Raw genomic sequence first — 17,013 nt, 5'->3', positions numbered from 1 at the left:
AAGTGAGCCTCGCCGACAGCCAAGCCGCTCCCGAGGGACCCGCCAGGGGCCGCCCTCGCAGTGAGGCCGTCGAGCGTGCCATCGTCGAGGGCGTGATGAAGCTGCTGGAGGAGGGCGTGCCGCTGGCGGAGCTCTCCATCGAGCGCATCGCCCGTACCGCGGGAGTCGGCAAGGCCACCATCTACCGCCGCTGGAACGGCAAGGAGGAGCTCTTCGTCGACGTCGTACGAGGTGCCGAGCCGCCGGATCCGCAGCTGCCCGGCACCTCGATGCGCGACGACCTGGTGGCGATGCTGGAACAGCTGCGCAGGCGCGCCCTGCTGACCCGCTCCTCGCTGCTGCTGCACAGCGTCTTCGCGCAGATGAAGAGCAGCCCGAAGATCTGGGCGGCCTACCACGCCTCGGTCGTCGAACCGCGCCGCAGACGCCAGGTCGAGGTCCTGCGGCGCGGGCAGGCGAACGGCGAGATCCGGGCGGACGTCGACGTCGAGTTGCTGAACGACATCGTCGTCGGCCCGATGCTGCTGCGCACCGTCATGCAGCCCAACGCCGATCTGCCGGAGGGTCTTTCGGAGCGGCTGGTCGACACACTCCTCGAAGGACTACGGCCCGTCAGTTCCCCGACGCCGTAACCCGAGTGCGCGGCCCGAGTGTGCGCCTTTCGTCACAGACGGCGCTTTCCGTAGCCGTATGTGGAACTCCCGGTGCCGGGTCGGTCGTCCTCGTCCCCGTACGGCCGTCATGTGACGGCAGGTCCAGGGCCGATCATCCCCTAGGGTCTAGGGGGGTGTCCGACACCCCCGTGGTGCGGGGGACGGACGGTGTGCAAGGCAGGCAGTGAGGCGACGCGGTATGGCGCAGCAGGCGTACATGACGGAGACGGACAACGGCGGCTCGGGGCCCGAGCGCCGCGGAGACCGGTTCCGGCGCCTGATGAGCCGCCTGGTCTCCGGATGGCGCGGCGATCCGAGAATCTGGCGCCGAGGCATCATCCTCGCCGCCGTCGCGGTGCTCCTCGCCCTGATCATGCTGCTGCACGCGCGGATCCCGAACCGCATCGGCAACCTGGGCAGCCTCACCGAGACCTTCCTGCCCTGGCTGGGCCTCCTGGTCCCGGTGCTGTTCCTGCTCGCCCTGGTGCGCAGGTCGGCGACCGCGCTGATCGCGGTGGTGCTTCCGGCGATCGTGTGGCTGAACCTCTTCGGCGGTCTGCTCTCCGACAAGACCGGCAGTGGCGGTGACCTGACCGTCGCCACGCACAACGTCAACGCCGACAACCCCGACCCGTCGGGCACGGCCCGCGACGTGGCCGCGTCCGGCGCGGACGTGGTGGCCCTGGAGGAGCTGACCGCGTCGGCGGTCCCGGTGTACGAGAAGGCGCTTGCGTCGACGTACAGGTACCACTCGGTGCAGGGCACCGTCGGCCTGTGGAGCAAGGACCCGATGACCGACGTCAGGGCCGTCGACATCAAGCTGGGCTGGACGCGCGCGATGCGCGCCACGGTCACCACGCCCGAGGGACCGGTCGCCGTCTACGCCGCCCATCTCCCGTCGGTGCGCGTGAAGATGGAGGCCGGGTTCACTGCCCGCCAGCGCGACAAGAGTGCCAACGCCCTGGGCGAGGCCATCGCCGACGAACCGCTGAAGCGGAAGGTGCTGCTCGGCGACCTGAACGGCACGATGAACGACCGTGCCCTGAACGGCGTCACCTCCCAGATGCGCTCCACGCAGGGTGCGGCGGGCAGCGGCTTCGGGTTCAGCTGGCCGGCCTCGTTCCCGATGGCGAGGATCGACCAGATCATGGTCCAGGGCGTCGAGCCCGTGAGCTCGTGGACGCTGCCCGCGACCGGCAGCGACCATCTGCCGATCGCGGCCCGTGTGAGCCTCGACACCGAGTCCTGATCTGCCGGAATACCGGGCCCGAGAGGCTTTGTTCCGCGAATGAACATACACTCGTGGAACACACCCCCTCTGCACTCCGGAAGGAACGGGCCCCTTCATGCCCCTGGCCCTGCTCGCACTGGCCGTCGGCGCTTTTGGTATAGGCACCACCGAGTTCGTGATGATGGGCCTGCTGCCCGACGTCGCGAGCGACCTGAACGTCTCGATCCCCACCGCGGGTCATCTGGTCTCGGCGTACGCGCTGGGTGTCGTCATCGGCGCCCCGCTCCTCGCCGCCGCCACCGCGCGGATGTCCCGCCGTACGGTCCTGATCGGCCTGATGGCCCTGTTCGTGGTCGGCAACGCGCTGTCCGCGTTCGCCCCCGGCTACGACTCGCTCCTGGCCGCCCGCTTCCTGAGCGGTCTGCCGCACGGCGCCTTCTTCGGCGTGGGCGCCGTCGTCGCCACGAACATGGTGGCGCCGGAGCGCAAGGCACGCTCCGTCTCGCTGATGTTCCTCGGCCTCACGGTCGCCAACGTCGCCGGCGTCCCGGTCGCCACTCTCATGGGACAACATCTGGGCTGGCGGGCCACCTTCCTCGGCGTCGCTGCGATCGGCCTGGCGGCGATAGCCGCACTCTCCCTGCTGATCCCGCACGCCCCCGCCCACGCCACCCCCTCCGCGGGCCTGCGCGGCGAACTGGCCGCTCTGCGGTCCGTGCCGGTCTGGCTGGCGCTCGGCACCACGGTCGCCGGCTTCGGCGCCCTGTTCGCCGCGTACAGCTACATCACGCCGATGCTCACGGACGCCGCCGGGTACGCCGAGACCAGCGTGACGCTGCTGCTGGCCCTGTTCGGCGTCGGCGCCACGGCGGGCAACCTGGCGGGCGGCCGCCTGGCGGACCACTCGCTGCGGGGCACGCTCTTCGGCGGTCTGGTCTCGCTGGCGACCGTACTGGCCCTGTTCCCGCTGCTGATGTCCACCCAGTGGAGCGCGGCCCTCGCCGTGATCCTGCTCGGCGCGGCGGCCTTCATCACCGGCTCGCCCCTCCAGCTGATGGTCATGGAGAAGGCGTCGGCGGCCCCGTCCCTGGCGTCCTCCGCGAACCAGGCCGCGTTCAACCTGGCCAACGCCGGGGGCGCGTGGATCGGCGGCGTGGCACTGGCCGCCGGCTTCGGCGTGACCTCGCCCTCCCTGGCCGGAGCGGCGCTGGCCGTGCTCGGCCTGGGCGTTGCGGGGGCCGCGTACGCGGTGGACCGGCGGCGGTTCGTCCCGCAGGCGCGGTCCGGACGGGAACGCGTGGTCGCGTCCCACGTGCCGCAGCAGCCGGAGGCGCTGCACCGCTGAGGCTCACTGCTTGAAGGATGGTCGGAGCATCAACGCCGGTCGGGGCAATTCAGCCCGTCCGGCGTTTGAGGACGAGGCCCTCGGGCCGATGGGGCGTCCGGGGGCGCAGCCCCCAGGGCCGGGCACCCCCACCCGGCCGCACGTATCGACTGCCGGACGTATCGACTCCCGGACGTACCGACTGCCGCACGGGACTGATCAGCCGCGCGAACTGACCGGCTAGTCGAAGCGGGAAAGATCCCGCAGCCATGCGGTGGCCGAGCCGTCGGACGGCGCGCGCCAGTCACCCCGCGGCGAGAGCGAACCACCGGCCGACACCTTCGGCCCGTTCGGCATGGCCGACCGCTTGAACTGCGCGAACGCGAAGAAGCGACGGCAGAAGACCTCCAGCCACTGCCGGATCTCCGGTAGGTCGTACGCCACCCGCTTGGCGTCCGGGAAGTTCGGCGGCCAGGCGCCGGTCTTCTGGTCGTGCCAGGCGTGCCAGGCCAGGAAGGCGATCTTCGACGGCCGGAAGCCGTACCGCAGGACATGGAACAGCGTGAAGTCGTGCAGCGCGTACGGCCCGATCCTGGACTCGGTGGACTGCATCTCCTCACCCGGTACGAGTTCCGGGCTGATCTCGGTGTCGAGGATCGCGGCGAGCGTCCTGCCGGTCTCCTCGTCGTGCTGGCCGCTGCTGATGACCCAGCGGATCAGATGCTGGATCAGCGTCTTCGGCACACCCGAGTTGACGTTGTAGTGGCTCATCTGGTCGCCCACCCCGTACGTGGACCAGCCGAGCGCCAGCTCGGAGAGGTCACCGGTGCCGAGCACGATGCCGCCACGCTGGTTGGCGAGCCGGAAGAGATAGTCCGTACGCAGCCCGGCCTGCACGTTCTCGAAGGTGACGTCGTACACCGGCTCGCCGGACGCGAACGGGTGATCCATCTCCTGCAGCATCAGCCGTGCGGTCGGCGTGATGTCCAGCTCGGCCGCGGTGACGCCCAGGGCGGCCATCAGCTTGTGGGCGTTGTCCTTGGTGTGGTCGCTGGTGGCGAAGCCGGGCAGCGTCCAGGCCAGGATGTCGCTGCGCGGGCGGCCCGCGCGGTCCATCGCGCGGGCGGCGACGATCAGCGCGTGCGTGGAGTCGAGGCCGCCGGACACCCCGATGACGACCTTCGGGCCGCCGATCGCCGCGAGCCGCTGCTGAAGGCCCTCGACCTGGATGTTGTACGCCTCGTAGCAGTCCTGGGCCAGGCGCTCGGCGTCGGCCGGCACGAACGGGAAGCGCTCCAGGCGGCGACGCAGACCCAGGTCGGTGACCGGCGGATCGAGTTCGAACCCGACCGTGCGGAAGTCACTCGTCCGCGCCCGGTGCGTACGGCGGTTGTCGTCGAACGTGCCCATCCGCTGCCGCTCCTGCCGCAGCAGGTCGAGGTCCACGTCGGCCACCGCGTACTCGTCGCCTAGCGGGAACCGCTCCGTCTCGGCCAGCAGCACGCCGTTCTCGTAGACCATCGCCTGGCCGTCCCAGGACAGGTCGGTGGTCGACTCGCCGAGGCCGGCCGCCGCGTAGACGTACGCGGCCAGGCAGCGGGAGGACGCCGAGCGGCACAGCAGCTTGCGGTCCTCGGCGCGCCCGACCGTGATCGGGCTGCCGGAGAGGTTGACCAGGACGGTCGCACCGGCGAGGGCCGCCTCCGCGCTGGGCGGCACGGGCACCCACATGTCCTCGCAGATCTCCGCGTGCAGCACGAGCCCCGGGACGTCGTCCGCCGCGAACAGCAGATCCACTCCGAACGGCACGGCCTCGCCGCCGACACGGATCGACCCGCCGCGCTCGTCGGCACCGTCACCGATCTGCCGGCGCTCGTAGAACTCCCGGTAGTTCGGCGGATACGACTTGGGCACGACGCCGAGGACACGGCCGCGGTGCACGATCACCGCGCAGTTGTAGATCCGGTTGCGATGGTGCAGCGGGGCGCCGACGACCAGTATCGGCAGCAGGTCGGCTGACCCGGCCACCACCTCCTGGAGCGCCGCCTCGACCCCGTCGAGCAGCGCGTCCTGCAGCAGCAGGTCCTCGATCGAGTAGCCGCACAGCCCCATCTCCGGGAAGACGGCGACGGCGACACCCTCCTCGGCGCACCGGCGTGCGTGACGCAGGACCGCCTCGGCGTTGGCGTGGGGGTCCGCGATGACGGTGTGGCCCGTGCAGGCGGCGACCCGTGCGAAGCCGTGCTGATAGATGGACCAGAAGTTCGACTGAGGCACGAGGGCCAGTGTAATCGTCAGAGCGACGCGATGGGGGCGGGCCTCGTGTCCGCGTACCGGCACAGCGTGATTGGCGTGATCATGGCACCGCCGTATGCTGAATTGTCTTCGCCGGGACGTGCCGCACGTTCGCCGCAGTCCCACGCCGAAGGTGCCGAAGGCCGACGGCCGAAGCAGGAGGCGCCGTGCAACGCAAGGCTTCCGCGGTCCTGGACGACCGCGCGTCGGAATGGGGCTGGTTCCTGGCCTGGCTCGCGGTCGGCGGGTGTGTCGCGCTCGGCCTGGCCGCGCTGCTGTCCGTGGGCCTGGTCCTGATCGTCCTGGGCGCCCTGGCCGCCGTGTTCCTGCTGCGCAAGGGGCACCGCAACGCCGTCGTCGGAGGCATCACCGGGCTGTCGCTGCCGCTCTTCTACCTCGCCTACCTGAATCGAGGCGGCCCGGGGAACGTGTGCCGGGCCACGGCCGGAGGGGAGACCTGCACCGACGAGTACGCCCCGGTGCCGTTCCTGATCGCCGGCGCGCTGCTCTTCGCCGCCGGATTCCTGGTCTTTCTGATCCTCGACCGCCGGCACAAAGCAACCAGCTGACTCACGGAAGTTGACTTACGGAAGCCGACTCACGGAAGCCGAGGCCGCACACGCGTGCGCCCGCCCCTCCCAGTGAGGAGGAGCGGGCGCACGGCGCTCGGAAGCCCGTAAGGCGTCAGTGACGCTTGTACGAGTCCACGTAGCCGTTCGTGGGCGAGCCCACGCCGGTGACGTCGTCGTAGCCCTTCACGGCCGACAGCGAGCTGTCCTTGCCGAGGCTGCGGACCGAGGTGGCCAGACCGCCGGAGGCGTCAACGCCGTTCACGAAGTCGACGCGCGCGACCGCAAGGTCGGTGCCCGTCGGCTTGTCCGTGACGTCGTGGTACAGCTTCGACCCGAACTTGGAGTAGATCGACGGGTTGGCGAAACCGATCGCCTTGCCGCCGGCCGCCTGCTGGGCCAGCGCCTGCACGGCCGCGATCACCGGAGCGGCGAGCGAGGTGCCGCCGATGCGGTACTCGCTGTACTGCTCCGACCCGTCCGGGAAGGTCTGCGTCTGGCCGACCAGGAAACCGGTGTTGGGGTCGGCGATCGCCGCGATGTCCGGGACCACACGGTTACCGGCCGCATTGTTGGCCTTGGCCAGCGCGTCCGGGACGACGCCCTTCTGGTAGAAGGGCTCGGCGACCGTCTTGCTGGTGCCGCCGCCCGCACCCGAGGTGAACGCGCCGGGGAATCCGGTCCAGCTCTTGCCGTCCGCGGACAGCGTGGCCTTCTCGGTGCCCCAGCCGGTCTCCCACAGGTACTTGTCGCCCTTGCCGACGGCGAGCGAGGTACCGCCGACCGCCGTCACCCACGCCGAGTTGGCCGGGGTGTCGACCTGCTTCGTCTTGGTGTTGGCGACCTCGTCGCCGTTGTCACCGGAGGAGAAGTAGAAGCCGATGCCCTCGACCGCGCCGAACTGGAAGACCTGGTCGTAGGCGGCTGCCAGGTCCGGCGTCTGGTTGGCCTCAATGTCGCCCCAGGAGTTGGAGACGATGTCGGCCAGGTGGTTGTCGACGACCTTGCTCAACGAGTCGAGCAGGTCGTCGTCCATGCAGGAGGCGGCGCCCACGTACGTGACGTGCGCGTCCGGCGCGACCGCGTGCACGGCCTCGACGTCGAGGGTCTCCTCGCCGTACCAGCCCGAGGCGTCGCACTCGTCGGCGCCGGTGTGCGTGTAGTTCTTGGGCAGCGACTGGCTCAGCTGACCGGTCTTCCAGGCGGCGTCGCCATGCTTCTTCGCGTAGTTGGCGGCGTCGAAGGCGATGGTCGGCGAGGCGTACGCGTCCGTGATGGCGACGCGGACATCCTTGCCGGTGTACGTGCCGGCGCCGTAGGCGGAACGCAGCTGCTTGCCGGTGTAGCCCTTGATGGCGTACGGGATCTTCTTGCCGTACGCGTCGGGCAGCGTGCTCGCGGTGTTCGAGCCGTAGTACGAGGAGAACGGCCCGGCGTTCTTGAACGCGGCGCCCGGACCGGGCAGCTGGTCGTCGTGGCTCGCCTTGTGCGGCGCGTTGTCCAGACCGGTGACGGTCAGCACGGCGCCCTTCAGGCGGTCGGGTGCCGAGGCCGTCTTCGACGGCGCGCGGTACGTCCTGGAGCCCTTGGTGTAGTTGTGCAGCTGGGTGCCGAACGCCTTCTCGGCGGCGGCCACGTCACCGGTGACGGAGACGTAGTGCTGCGAAACTCCGGTGACCTTCAGGCCGTTGGCCGTCAGCCACGACCTGACCGCGGCCACCTGGGCCTTGGTCGCGCCGAAGCGGGACTGCGCCTTCTTGGCGCTCAGGTACTTGCCGTACGACGGTGAGCTCGGGTCGGAGACGGCCTTCGCGTACGCGGCGAGGCCCGCCGCGTTCTTGCCGGCCAGGTAGACCCTCAGCGAGACCTGGGCGCCGTTCGAGGCGTCGCCCTTGTCCGCCTTGGCCGTCGCCCACGCGGGCTTGGTGCCCGCGAGTGCGTCCCGGCCGGGGTTGTCCGCAGCGTGTGCCGCGGGTATGCCGAGCGCCAGCGCACCGGCGAGCATGGGCAGTGTCGCTGCCATGCTCACGGCGCGCAGTTTGGCGCGATTGGATCTCATTGAACCCCCTGCGATGCGGTTCTTCGCATGTGTGGTCGGTCGTCACGTGATCCGCGTAGACCCGCTCCGCGGCGGAGGGGCGGGCAATGGATCAAGTGATGGGGGCCACTCTCTCGATGAACCGTTCATGCCAGGGGAATGGGTAAGCCAAGAGAAACCCAAGGAACCGTCAGGAGGACCGATTTGAGGCTTTCGCCCCCGTGGGGGCGCTACCGGAGATTTATGAACGCGCTTTCCCGCCACGCTCCTTGAGCATGCCCGCCATCAGGTCGATCTCCGACTTCTGCGCGTCGACCATGCCCTGTGCGAGGCTCTTCTCCACGCCGACCGTGCACTTGGCGACGCAGCCCTCGGCCATGTGGATGCCACCCTTGTGATGGTCCGTCATCAGCTGCAGATAGAAGATCTCCGCCTGCTTGCCGTTCAGCGTGCCGAGCTTCTTCATCTCGGTGTTGGTCGCCATGCCGGGCATCAGCGAGCCGTCCTTGCCGGAGGCCATGTCACCCATGCCCATCCAGGTCATCGGCGGGTCGGCCGACACCTTCGGCAGCCCCCACAGATCAAGCCAACCCAGCAGCATCCCGCGCTGGTTGGCCTGCGTCTGCGCGATGTCGTAGGCGAGCCGCCGCACTTCCGTGTCCTTCGTGCGGTCGCGCACGATGTACGACATCTCGACGGCCTGCTGGTGGTGCACGGCCATGTCCCGCGCGAACCCGGCGTCCGCGGAGCCGGCCGACGGCGTGCTCGCGCCCGACCCGCTGTCCTCGGCGACCGCGTAGGTGATCGCCCCGGCGGCGACGAGCACCGCCGCGGTCGTTCCCGTGATCCAGCCGATGTGCTTCTTCACGTCACATCGTCCCGCCGGTGCACGAGGCGCCCGGCTCGGGAGTCTGCTTGCCCTGCACGTACGTCTCGAAGAACTTGCCGACCTTCGGGTCGCTCGCGCTCGTCACGCTCAACTGGTGCCCCCACGCCGACAGTTCGATGGGGGAGGTCTGGTTCGCGTACGGGCTCATCAGCGAGTACGGCGTCTGCTTCACCTTCGCGGACAGCGCGTCCAGGTCGGACTTCTTCGCCTTGTCGGTGTACGTCACCCAGACCGCGCCGTGCTCCAGCGCGTGCACCGCGTTCTCGTCCTTGACGGCCTTGGTGTAGACGTCGCCGTTGCAGTTGAGCCACACCGGGTTGTGGTCGCCGCCGACCGGAGGGCGCATGGGGTACTTGACGGTCCCCTGGACGTGGTTGCGGGCCAGCTTGCCCGTCCAGGTCCGCACGCCGTCCTTGCCGGTCACGAAGTGCCCCGAGGCCTGCGCCTTGCCGTCGCCCGCCGTGTCGTCCTTGCCGTCCTGCGACTTCACGACGAAGACACCGCCGGCCACCAGAGCCGCGACGACCACGGTGCTCGCGGCGATGATCAGGATCCGGTTGCGCCGCTCGCGGGCCTGCTCGGCGCGCCGCATCTCCTCTATTCGCGCCTTGCGTGCCGTGCCGGTGGTCTTGTTGGCGGAGCCCATGGGGTGTCCTTCTGCGAAAGGGACGATCGGGTCCGCTGATCGTAATGGGGGCCCTGGGGCGCCTCGAAGGGAGGTCGCGGGAATGGCCGGATCGACAGGTACCCGACAGGAACTCGCCGAAGCCGAGCCGAACAGAAGCGGTGCTCCTCGGGTGGGAGGTGGGGCCGGGCATTACGGATGTCAGTCCGAGCAGGCAAGATGGGCTGTAGAGCCGTACACCTGACGTATGCCGGGCATTCAGGCCGAGGTCGCCGCGTCGATCATGGTCTGCAACGCGCCTGAAATGCTGTTGTGGTGTGATGCTCAGGTGCCCGACCGCCTCCTGCGGGACACGGAGACAGGCGGCCTGACCAGCAAGGATGGGGAAGCGGAAGATGGACAAGCAGCAGGAGTTCGTGCTCCGGACCTTGGAGGAGCGCGACATCCGGTTCGTACGCCTGTGGTTCACGGACGTGCTGGGCTTCCTCAAGTCCGTGGCCGTGGCCCCGGCCGAACTCGAACAGGCCTTCGATGAGGGCATCGGCTTCGACGGCTCCGCGATCGAGGGCTTCGCCCGGGTCTACGAGTCCGACATGATCGCCAAGCCGGACCCGTCGACGTTCCAGATCCTGCCCTGGCGCGCCGAGGCCCCCGGCACCGCCCGCATGTTCTGCGACATCCTCATGCCGGACGGCTCCCCGTCCTTCGCCGACCCGCGCTACGTCCTCAAGCGCGCCCTGACCCGCGGCTCCGACCTGGGCTTCACGTTCTACACGCACCCGGAGATCGAGTTCTTCCTGCTGAAGGACCGCCCGCTCGACGGCACCCGCCCGACCCCGGCCGACAACTCCGGCTACTTCGACCACACCCCGCAGAACATCGGCATGGACTTCCGCCGCCAGGCGATCACCATGCTGGAGTCGATGGGCATCTCGGTGGAGTTCTCCCACCACGAGGGCGCCCCGGGCCAGCAGGAGATCGACCTCCGGTACGCCGACGCGCTCTCCACGGCCGACAACATCATGACGTTCCGCCTGGTCATGAAGCAGGTGGCGCTGGAGCAGGGCGTGCAGGCGACGTTCATGCCGAAGCCGTTCTCGGAACACCCGGGCAGCGGAATGCACACGCACCTGTCCCTCTTCGAGGGTGACCGCAACGCGTTCTACGAGTCCGGCTCGGAGTACCAGCTCTCCAAGGTCGGCCGCTCCTTCATCGCGGGCCTGCTGAAGCACGCGGCCGAGATCTCGGCGGTCACCAACCAGTGGGTGAACTCGTACAAGCGCATCTGGGGCGGCTCGGAGCGCACCGCCGGCGCCGGCGGCGAGGCCCCCTCGTACATCTGCTGGGGCCACAACAACCGCAGCGCCCTGGTCCGTGTCCCGATGTACAAGCCCGGCAAGACGGGCTCCGCGCGCGTCGAGGTGCGCTCCATCGACTCCGGCGCCAACCCGTACCTGGCGTACGCCGTCCTCCTGGCCGCCGGCCTCAAGGGCATCGAGGAGGGCTACGAGCTCCCGCCGGGCGCCGAGGACGACGTCTGGGCGCTCTCGGACGCCGAGCGCCGCGCGATGGGCATCGAGCCCCTCCCGCAGAACCTCGGCGAGGCCCTCACCCTCATGGAGCGCAGCGACCTGGTCGCCGACACCTTGGGCGAGCACGTCTTCGACTTCTTCCTGCGCAACAAGCGCCAGGAGTGGGAGGAGTACCGCAGCGAGGTCACCGCATTCGAGCTGCGGAAGAATCTGCCGGTGCTGTAACTGCAGGTCAGAGCGGATTTCCTGCTCATTCGGCGGATGGGGCCGACGGTCATGGACTGTCGGCCCCGACGCGTCTCACGCCCCCTGGGCCGTCTGTGGGCCGTCAGAGCAATTCTCCGACGTCCTGCAGCCACTCGCGGGACTCGCCGCATGTGTTGGCTCCCCGGCGCTCGGAGAACCAGCGAGCGTAGTTCAGCGGCAGTGCGCTGTTCCAACCTTCGCTTCATCAATCAAGGGCCCGCGCAAGCGCGGGCTGGCCCCCAGGGCCCGGCCCCTCTGTGCCTTCGGCACCGGGGCCTGGCACTCAGGGCCGCAAGCGAGTTCCGGCCCTGAGTAGAAACCTAAACGGGCAAGGCCACGGTCAGAACGATGCCTCCGGCGGGGATCGGCCGACACCGGGATGGAGGGGGCGCCGTTCGCGGCCGCGGGTGCGTAGTGGCGTGCGCGGGGAGTTCCCATCCCGTCCACCATCGACCCAGGCAGAGCCGAGCGGACGCGGCCCATGGCGTCCAGGTCGTTCGTACAGTGGCGCGCTCCACCTGGACGCCATGAACCACGCCCGCTCCACGGTGTGTGGGTCGACGGCGGACGGGATGGAAGCTGGGGAGAGCGGTGGGTGCTTGACTGAGTCCTTGAGACTCCGCCGACCTCACGCGATCGTAGCGGCGAGGCCACACTCTGTAACACTGATGCCCCGGACCTCGCTGTACTGAGCAGAAGCGGGAAACGGAAAAGGTGCAAAGTGGCAGATGTACTCTTTGTAGTGCTCTTATTACTGTTCCTCATTGCACTCGACAGGAAAAATGAGGGCAAATCGCGCTTTTTTTACATTTGCCTCACCTTCCTGACGCTCTATCTGGGGTTTGTCGTCCTCAATACGATCGTTGACTAGGTGTATTGATCACGAGCGTTGTTAACGCGGGCCGGTCTTGATCATGGCGAAGGCCCCCGTGTGTGGTGGAGGTGTCGAATCTTCACCGCACGGAGGCCTTCGTGTCCCACCGTAATGCCCGGCTGACCGTTCACGGCAGGCGACTGCTCGTCGACCGGGTCCGCTCCGGCCGTCCCGTCGCGCACGTCGCAGCCGAGATGGGCATCTCCCGTCCCACCGCCCACAAGTGGATCCGGCGCCGGCACTCCGAGGGGGAGAGCGGACTCATCGACCGCTCCAGCCGTCCCCGCACGAGGACCGTGGGAGCGGCCGCGGCGCGGCGCCGCCCGGCGAGGGGCCGGACGGCACTGTCACGGCATCAACCACCGCTGCCGGCGGCCAGATCGGCCAGCACCTTGTGCAGCGGCTCCGTCGCCCGGCGCCGGTACTCCTGGATCGCCCAGCCGTTGCCGTCCGGGTCCTTGAAGTACATGAAGGTGGCTCCGTCCTGCGGCGCGAACTGCTGCGGCTCGCTGACCTCCAGGCCGCGCGCGGTCAGCTCCTCGTACGCGGCCTTGGCGTCCGTCACGCACAACTGCATCCCGTGGTACGTCCCCGGCTGCGGCGTGCCCGTCGGGACCTTCAGTCCGTCGACGAGCGCGATCGAACACCCGGAGCCGGGCGGGGTGAGCTGCACGATCCGCACGCCCTCCATCACCTCGCCGTCCAGGTCCACGTGGAAGCCGACCTTGTCCCGGTAGAACTCCTTGGCCCGGTCCACGTCCGAGACCGGCAGCAACAGCACTTCGAGACTCATGTCCATGGAACGACTCCTTTGTCGTGCGTCAGGTGAACCGCCAGCGCGTCTGGCTGAACGGCTCCCCTTTACCGAAGCCGAAGACCGTGCGCGGCGCCACCGCGAAGACGAAAGCGTGCCCGGCAGTGTGATGGAACGCGCCGTTCCGCACGTCGAAGTGCCAGACGCTGCCGTACTTGGTCTCCCATGCGGCGGCCAGGCGGAGCAGCCGTTCCTCCTCGACCACGCGCACCGCCTCGCCCTCCACGACCAGGTCGTAGCCCTTGTCCCAGGTGTTGCTTCCGGTCGTCAGCGCGACCTGCGGATCGGCCGCCAGGTTCCTCGCCTTGCGCTCCTCGGGCCCCGTGCAGAAGTGCAACGCGCCGTCCGCCCACACCGCGGGCAACGGCGTCACATGCGGCCGCCCGTCCGGCCGCACGGTGGAGATCCAGAACAATTCGGCCTCCGCGAGCCGCGCCTCGGCCTCGGACCAATCGGTCGCGGTGGCCCGTGGGTCGCTGTAGCGGGGGTCGAGACGGGTCTGCGGGGTGGTGTCCGCCATGAGGTGCCCTTCTCTTCGCGCTCTTCGTATCGAAGATCTGTATGAATCTGTATGAATCTGTACGAAGAGGTGACCGTGCGCGCCGTGGGAACTCATCGGTCGGCCGGCCGGGCCACGGCGGCTGCCCGGACCTGACGGGGGCCGGACCGGGCAGCAACGACCACAGCCCAGGCAGCGACGACCGCCACCCGCCGAAACTGCCGTCCCGTCCCGGCGCTTCCGTCAGTGTCTCCGGTTAGGCTCGGGCCAGGACGACCTTGATCGGACAGGAGGGCGGGGATGACGGTGCCGGGGCGCAGGAGCAGTACCTTCTCTCGGCTGCTGCGGCACGGCTTCACCGGTCCCTCGGCCGCCGAGCGGCTCCTGGACAGGGCTGAGCTGATGCCCGTGCGCGACGACCCGGTGCTGCTCGACGCGCTGGGCGCGACCGCCGACCCGGACCTGGCGCTGCTCGGTCTCGTACGGCTTCTGGAGGCCCAGCCCGGCCCCACCGCGCGACGCGAGCTGCTCGACACGCTGATAGCGGCAAAGCCCCTGCGTGACCGGCTGCTCGGTGTGCTCGGCGCCTCCGAGGCCCTCGCCGACCACCTGGCCCGCCACCCGCGCGACTGGGAGGCGCTGGTCACGTACGAGCCGCGGGACCTGCACCCCGGGGTGGAGGAGTTCGAGCGGGGCCTGGCCGAGGCGACCGACCCGGTGTCGCTTCGCGTCGCCTACCGCCGCTGTCTGCTGTCCATCGCCGCCCGCGACGTGTGTGGCACCACCGACCTCGCCGAGAGCGCCGCCGAGCTGGCCGACCTCGCCACCGCCACCCTGCGCGCCGCCCTCGCCATCGCCCGCACCGCCGCGCCCGGCGACGCCGCGCTGTGCCGGCTCGCCGTCATCGCGATGGGCAAGTGCGGGGGCCATGAGCTGAACTACGTGTCCGACGTCGACGTCATCTTCGTGGGAGAAGCCGTCGACGGCGCCGACGAGGGCAAGGCCCTGCGCTCCGCCACCAAGCTCGCCTCGCACATGATGCGGATCTGCTCGGAGACGACCGTCGAGGGCTCGATCTGGCCCGTCGACGCCAACCTGCGCCCCGAGGGCAGGAACGGCCCGCTGGTGCGCACCCTCTCCAGCCACCTCGCCTACTACCAGCGCTGGGCCAAGACCTGGGAGTTCCAGGCGCTGCTCAAGGCCCGCCCGGTGGCCGGCGACATCGAGCTCGGCGAGGAGTACGTCGCCGCTCTCGAACCCCTCGTCTGGAAGGCCGCCGAGCGCGAGAACTTCGTCGCCGACGTCCAGAAGATGCGCCGCCGCGTCGTCGAGAACATCCCCGCCGCCGAGATCGACCGCGAGCTGAAGCTCGGTCCCGGAGGCCTCAGGGACGTCGAATTCGCCGTACAACTCCTGCAGTTGGTGCATGGCCGGGCGGACGCGGCGCTGCGCAGCGGCACCACGCTCGACGCGCTGCAGGCGCTGGCCGCGGGCGGGTACGTGGGGCGCGCCGACGCCGTCCAGCTCGACGAGGCCTACCGCTTCCTGCGTTCCATGGAGCACCGCATCCAGCTCTACCGGCTGCGGCGTACGCACCTGGTGCCGGAGGACGAGACTGACCAGCGCCGTATCGGGCGCTCCCTGGGCCTGCGCACCGACCCGGTCGCCGAGCTGAACCGCGAATGGCGTCGGCACGCCGCCGTCGTCCGCCGTCTGCACGAGAAGCTCTTCTACCGCCCACTGCTCGACGCGGTCGCCCAACTCGCCCCCGGCGAGTCCCGGTTGAGCCCGGAGGCGGCCCGGGAGCGGCTGGTCGCGCTCGGGTACGGCGACCCGGCCGCCGCCCTGCGCCATCTGGAGGCGCTGGCCTCCGGAGTCACCAGGAAGGCCGCCATCCAGCGGACCCTGCTGCCCGTGCTGCTCGGCTGGTTCGCCGACTCCGCCGACCCGGACGCCGGCCTGCTCAACTTCCGCAAGGTGTCGGACGCGCTCGGCAAGACCCCCTGGTATCTGCGGCTGCTGCGGGACGAGGGCGCCGCGGCGGAGAACCTGGCCCGCGTGCTGTCCGCCGGGCGCCTCGCCCCCGACCTGCTGATGCGCGCCCCGGAGGCGGTGGCACTGCTCGGCGACGGGGACGGAGGCAGCGGCCTTGAGCCGCGCGCACGGGACCAGCTGGAGCAGGAGATCCTCGCCGGGGTCCGTCGCGCGGAGAACGCGCAGCAGGCGGTCACCGCGGCCCGTGGCGTCCGGCGCCGGGAGCTGTTCCGCACGGCCGCCGTCGACATCGTCGGCTCCTACGGCACCGAGACCCAGCCGGCCGAGCCCGACCAGGGCGCGCTGGTGGACCGGGTCGGCGGCGCGCTGTCCGACCTGACCGCGGCGACACTCGCGGGCACGCTGCGCGCGGTGGTGCGGGAGGGCTGGGGCGACACCCTGCCGACCCGGTTCGCGGTCATCGGCATGGGGCGCTTCGGCGGACACGAACTGGGCTACGGATCCGACGCCGACGTGCTCTTCGTGCACGAACCGGGCGAGGGCGTGCCGGAGCAGGAGGCCTCCGAGGCGGCCAACCGGGTCGTCTCCGAGATGCGGCGGCTGCTGCAGATCCCGAGCGCGGACCCGCCACTGCTGATCGACGCGGACCTGCGACCGGAGGGCAAGTCCGGCCCGCTCGTACGGACGCTCAAGTCGTACGAGGCCTACTACCGTCGCTGGTCCCTGGTCTGGGAGTCGCAGGCGCTGCTGCGCGCCGAACCCGTCGCCGGGGACGAGGACCTGGGCCGCCGCTTCATCGAGCTGATCGCCCCGCTGCGGTACCCGGCGGAGGGGCTCGGGGACGACGCCGTACGGGAGATCCGGCGGCTGAAGGCCCGGATGGAATCGGAACGACTGCCGCGCGGCGCCGACCCGAAGCTGCACACCAAGCTCGGGCCCGGCGGCCTGTCCGACATCGAGTGGACCGTGCAGCTGCTGCAGCTGCAGCACGGGTGGGCCGAGCCGGGCCTGCGCACGACCCGCACCCGCGAGGCGCTGGCGGCGGCCTGCGCGGCCGAGCTGATCGCGGCCGAGGACGCGGAGATCCTGGACGAGGCGTGGGTGCTCGCCACTCGCGTGCGCAATGCCGTGATGCTGGTGCGCGGGCGGGCCGGCGACACGTTTCCGTCGGACGGGCGGGAACTGGCCGCCGTGGGGCGGTACCTGGGGTACGGGGACGGGCATGTGGGCGACATGCTCGACGCGTATCGGAGGACTGCGCGGCGGGCGCGGGCGGTGGTGGAGGAGCTGTTCTACGGAGCGTAGGCCTCCGGCGGTGGGGTGGGAGACGGTGCGGGTGAGTGGGGGTTCGCGCCTCTGGGGGCTGCGCCCCCAGACCCCCCGTCGGCCTTGCGGCCTCGTCCTCAAACGCCGGACGGGCTGAAATGCA

12 protein-coding genes and 1 pseudogene are annotated in these 17,013 nt (G+C 70.0%); 7 read left to right on the top strand and 6 right to left on the bottom strand.

What is annotated here, in order from left to right:
* Nucleotides 1-2: 2 nt before the first annotated feature.
* The 3 genes from OG870_RS13280 to OG870_RS13270 all read left to right on the top strand — a co-directional run bounded on the left by OG870_RS13280 (nt 3) and on the right by OG870_RS13270 (nt 3,229).
* Nucleotides 3-632 (top strand): TetR/AcrR family transcriptional regulator, encoded by a 630-nt coding sequence (locus OG870_RS13280; RefSeq protein WP_266513169.1) that lies wholly within the window; start codon nt 3-5, stop codon nt 630-632.
* A 220-nt stretch (nt 633-852) separates the two neighbouring features.
* Entirely contained in the window at nt 853-1,902 is a 1,050-nt protein-coding gene (locus tag OG870_RS13275) for an endonuclease/exonuclease/phosphatase family protein (RefSeq protein WP_266585187.1), read from the top strand.
* A 97-nt stretch (nt 1,903-1,999) separates the two neighbouring features.
* Nucleotides 2,000-3,229, top strand: coding sequence for an MFS transporter (locus tag OG870_RS13270; protein WP_327690883.1), 1,230 nt, complete (start codon nt 2,000-2,002; stop codon nt 3,227-3,229).
* Nucleotides 3,230-3,448: 219 nt separating this feature from the next.
* Here OG870_RS13270 and OG870_RS13265 read toward each other — a convergent pair whose 3' ends face one another.
* Nucleotides 3,449-5,485, bottom strand: a complete 2,037-nt coding sequence (locus OG870_RS13265) for an NAD(+) synthase (protein ID WP_266513160.1) — start codon at nt 5,483-5,485, stop codon at nt 3,449-3,451.
* Between the two features lie 185 nt (nt 5,486-5,670).
* Between OG870_RS13265 and OG870_RS13260 the strand changes: the two genes are divergently transcribed.
* The gene (locus tag OG870_RS13260) at nt 5,671-6,072 is read left to right on the top strand and encodes a hypothetical protein (RefSeq protein ID WP_266840730.1); all 402 of its coding nucleotides are present in this window, start codon (nt 5,671-5,673) and stop codon (nt 6,070-6,072) included.
* A 115-nt stretch (nt 6,073-6,187) separates the two neighbouring features.
* Here the strand turns inward: OG870_RS13260 and OG870_RS13255 are convergent, their stop codons facing one another.
* The 3 genes from OG870_RS13255 to OG870_RS13245 all read right to left on the bottom strand — a co-directional run bounded on the left by OG870_RS13255 (nt 6,188) and on the right by OG870_RS13245 (nt 9,645).
* Nucleotides 6,188-8,095, bottom strand: a complete 1,908-nt coding sequence (locus OG870_RS13255; protein ID WP_266927643.1) for a S53 family peptidase — start codon at nt 8,093-8,095, stop codon at nt 6,188-6,190.
* A 256-nt stretch (nt 8,096-8,351) separates the two neighbouring features.
* Nucleotides 8,352-8,978, bottom strand: coding sequence for a DUF305 domain-containing protein (locus OG870_RS13250; protein ID WP_266840731.1), 627 nt, complete (start codon nt 8,976-8,978; stop codon nt 8,352-8,354).
* A gap of 1 nt (nt 8,979) precedes the next feature.
* Entirely contained in the window at nt 8,980-9,645 is a 666-nt protein-coding gene (locus OG870_RS13245; RefSeq protein WP_266513152.1) for a DUF3105 domain-containing protein, read from the bottom strand.
* 374 nt (nt 9,646-10,019) lie between these two features.
* Between OG870_RS13245 and OG870_RS13240 the strand changes: the two genes are divergently transcribed.
* The gene (locus OG870_RS13240; protein ID WP_266513150.1) at nt 10,020-11,381 is read left to right on the top strand and encodes a glutamine synthetase family protein; all 1,362 of its coding nucleotides are present in this window, start codon (nt 10,020-10,022) and stop codon (nt 11,379-11,381) included.
* 993 nt (nt 11,382-12,374) lie between these two features.
* Nucleotides 12,375-12,566 (top strand): annotated as a pseudogene (locus OG870_RS13235) (leucine zipper domain-containing protein); the annotation flags it as partial.
* Nucleotides 12,567-12,631: 65 nt separating this feature from the next.
* Here the strand turns inward: OG870_RS13235 and OG870_RS13230 are convergent.
* Complete coding sequence (locus tag OG870_RS13230) at nt 12,632-13,075, bottom strand: VOC family protein (RefSeq protein WP_266513147.1); 444 nt, start codon at nt 13,073-13,075, stop codon at nt 12,632-12,634.
* 22 nt (nt 13,076-13,097) lie between these two features.
* Nucleotides 13,098-13,610, bottom strand: coding sequence for a pyridoxamine 5'-phosphate oxidase family protein (locus OG870_RS13225; RefSeq protein WP_327690882.1), 513 nt, complete (start codon nt 13,608-13,610; stop codon nt 13,098-13,100).
* A gap of 279 nt (nt 13,611-13,889) precedes the next feature.
* Here OG870_RS13225 and OG870_RS13220 point away from each other — a divergent pair, with 279 nt between their 5' ends.
* The gene (locus tag OG870_RS13220) at nt 13,890-16,889 is read left to right on the top strand and encodes a bifunctional [glutamine synthetase] adenylyltransferase/[glutamine synthetase]-adenylyl-L-tyrosine phosphorylase (protein WP_266840734.1); all 3,000 of its coding nucleotides are present in this window, start codon (nt 13,890-13,892) and stop codon (nt 16,887-16,889) included.
* Nucleotides 16,890-17,013: the final 124 nt, after the last annotated feature.

Origin of the sequence: Streptomyces sp. NBC_00461 (genome assembly GCF_036013935.1) — a bacterium.
GTDB lineage: Bacteria > Actinomycetota > Actinomycetes > Streptomycetales > Streptomycetaceae > Streptomyces.
Note: the sequence above shows the minus strand (reverse complement) of the source record. Positions and strands in the feature narration are given on the sequence as shown.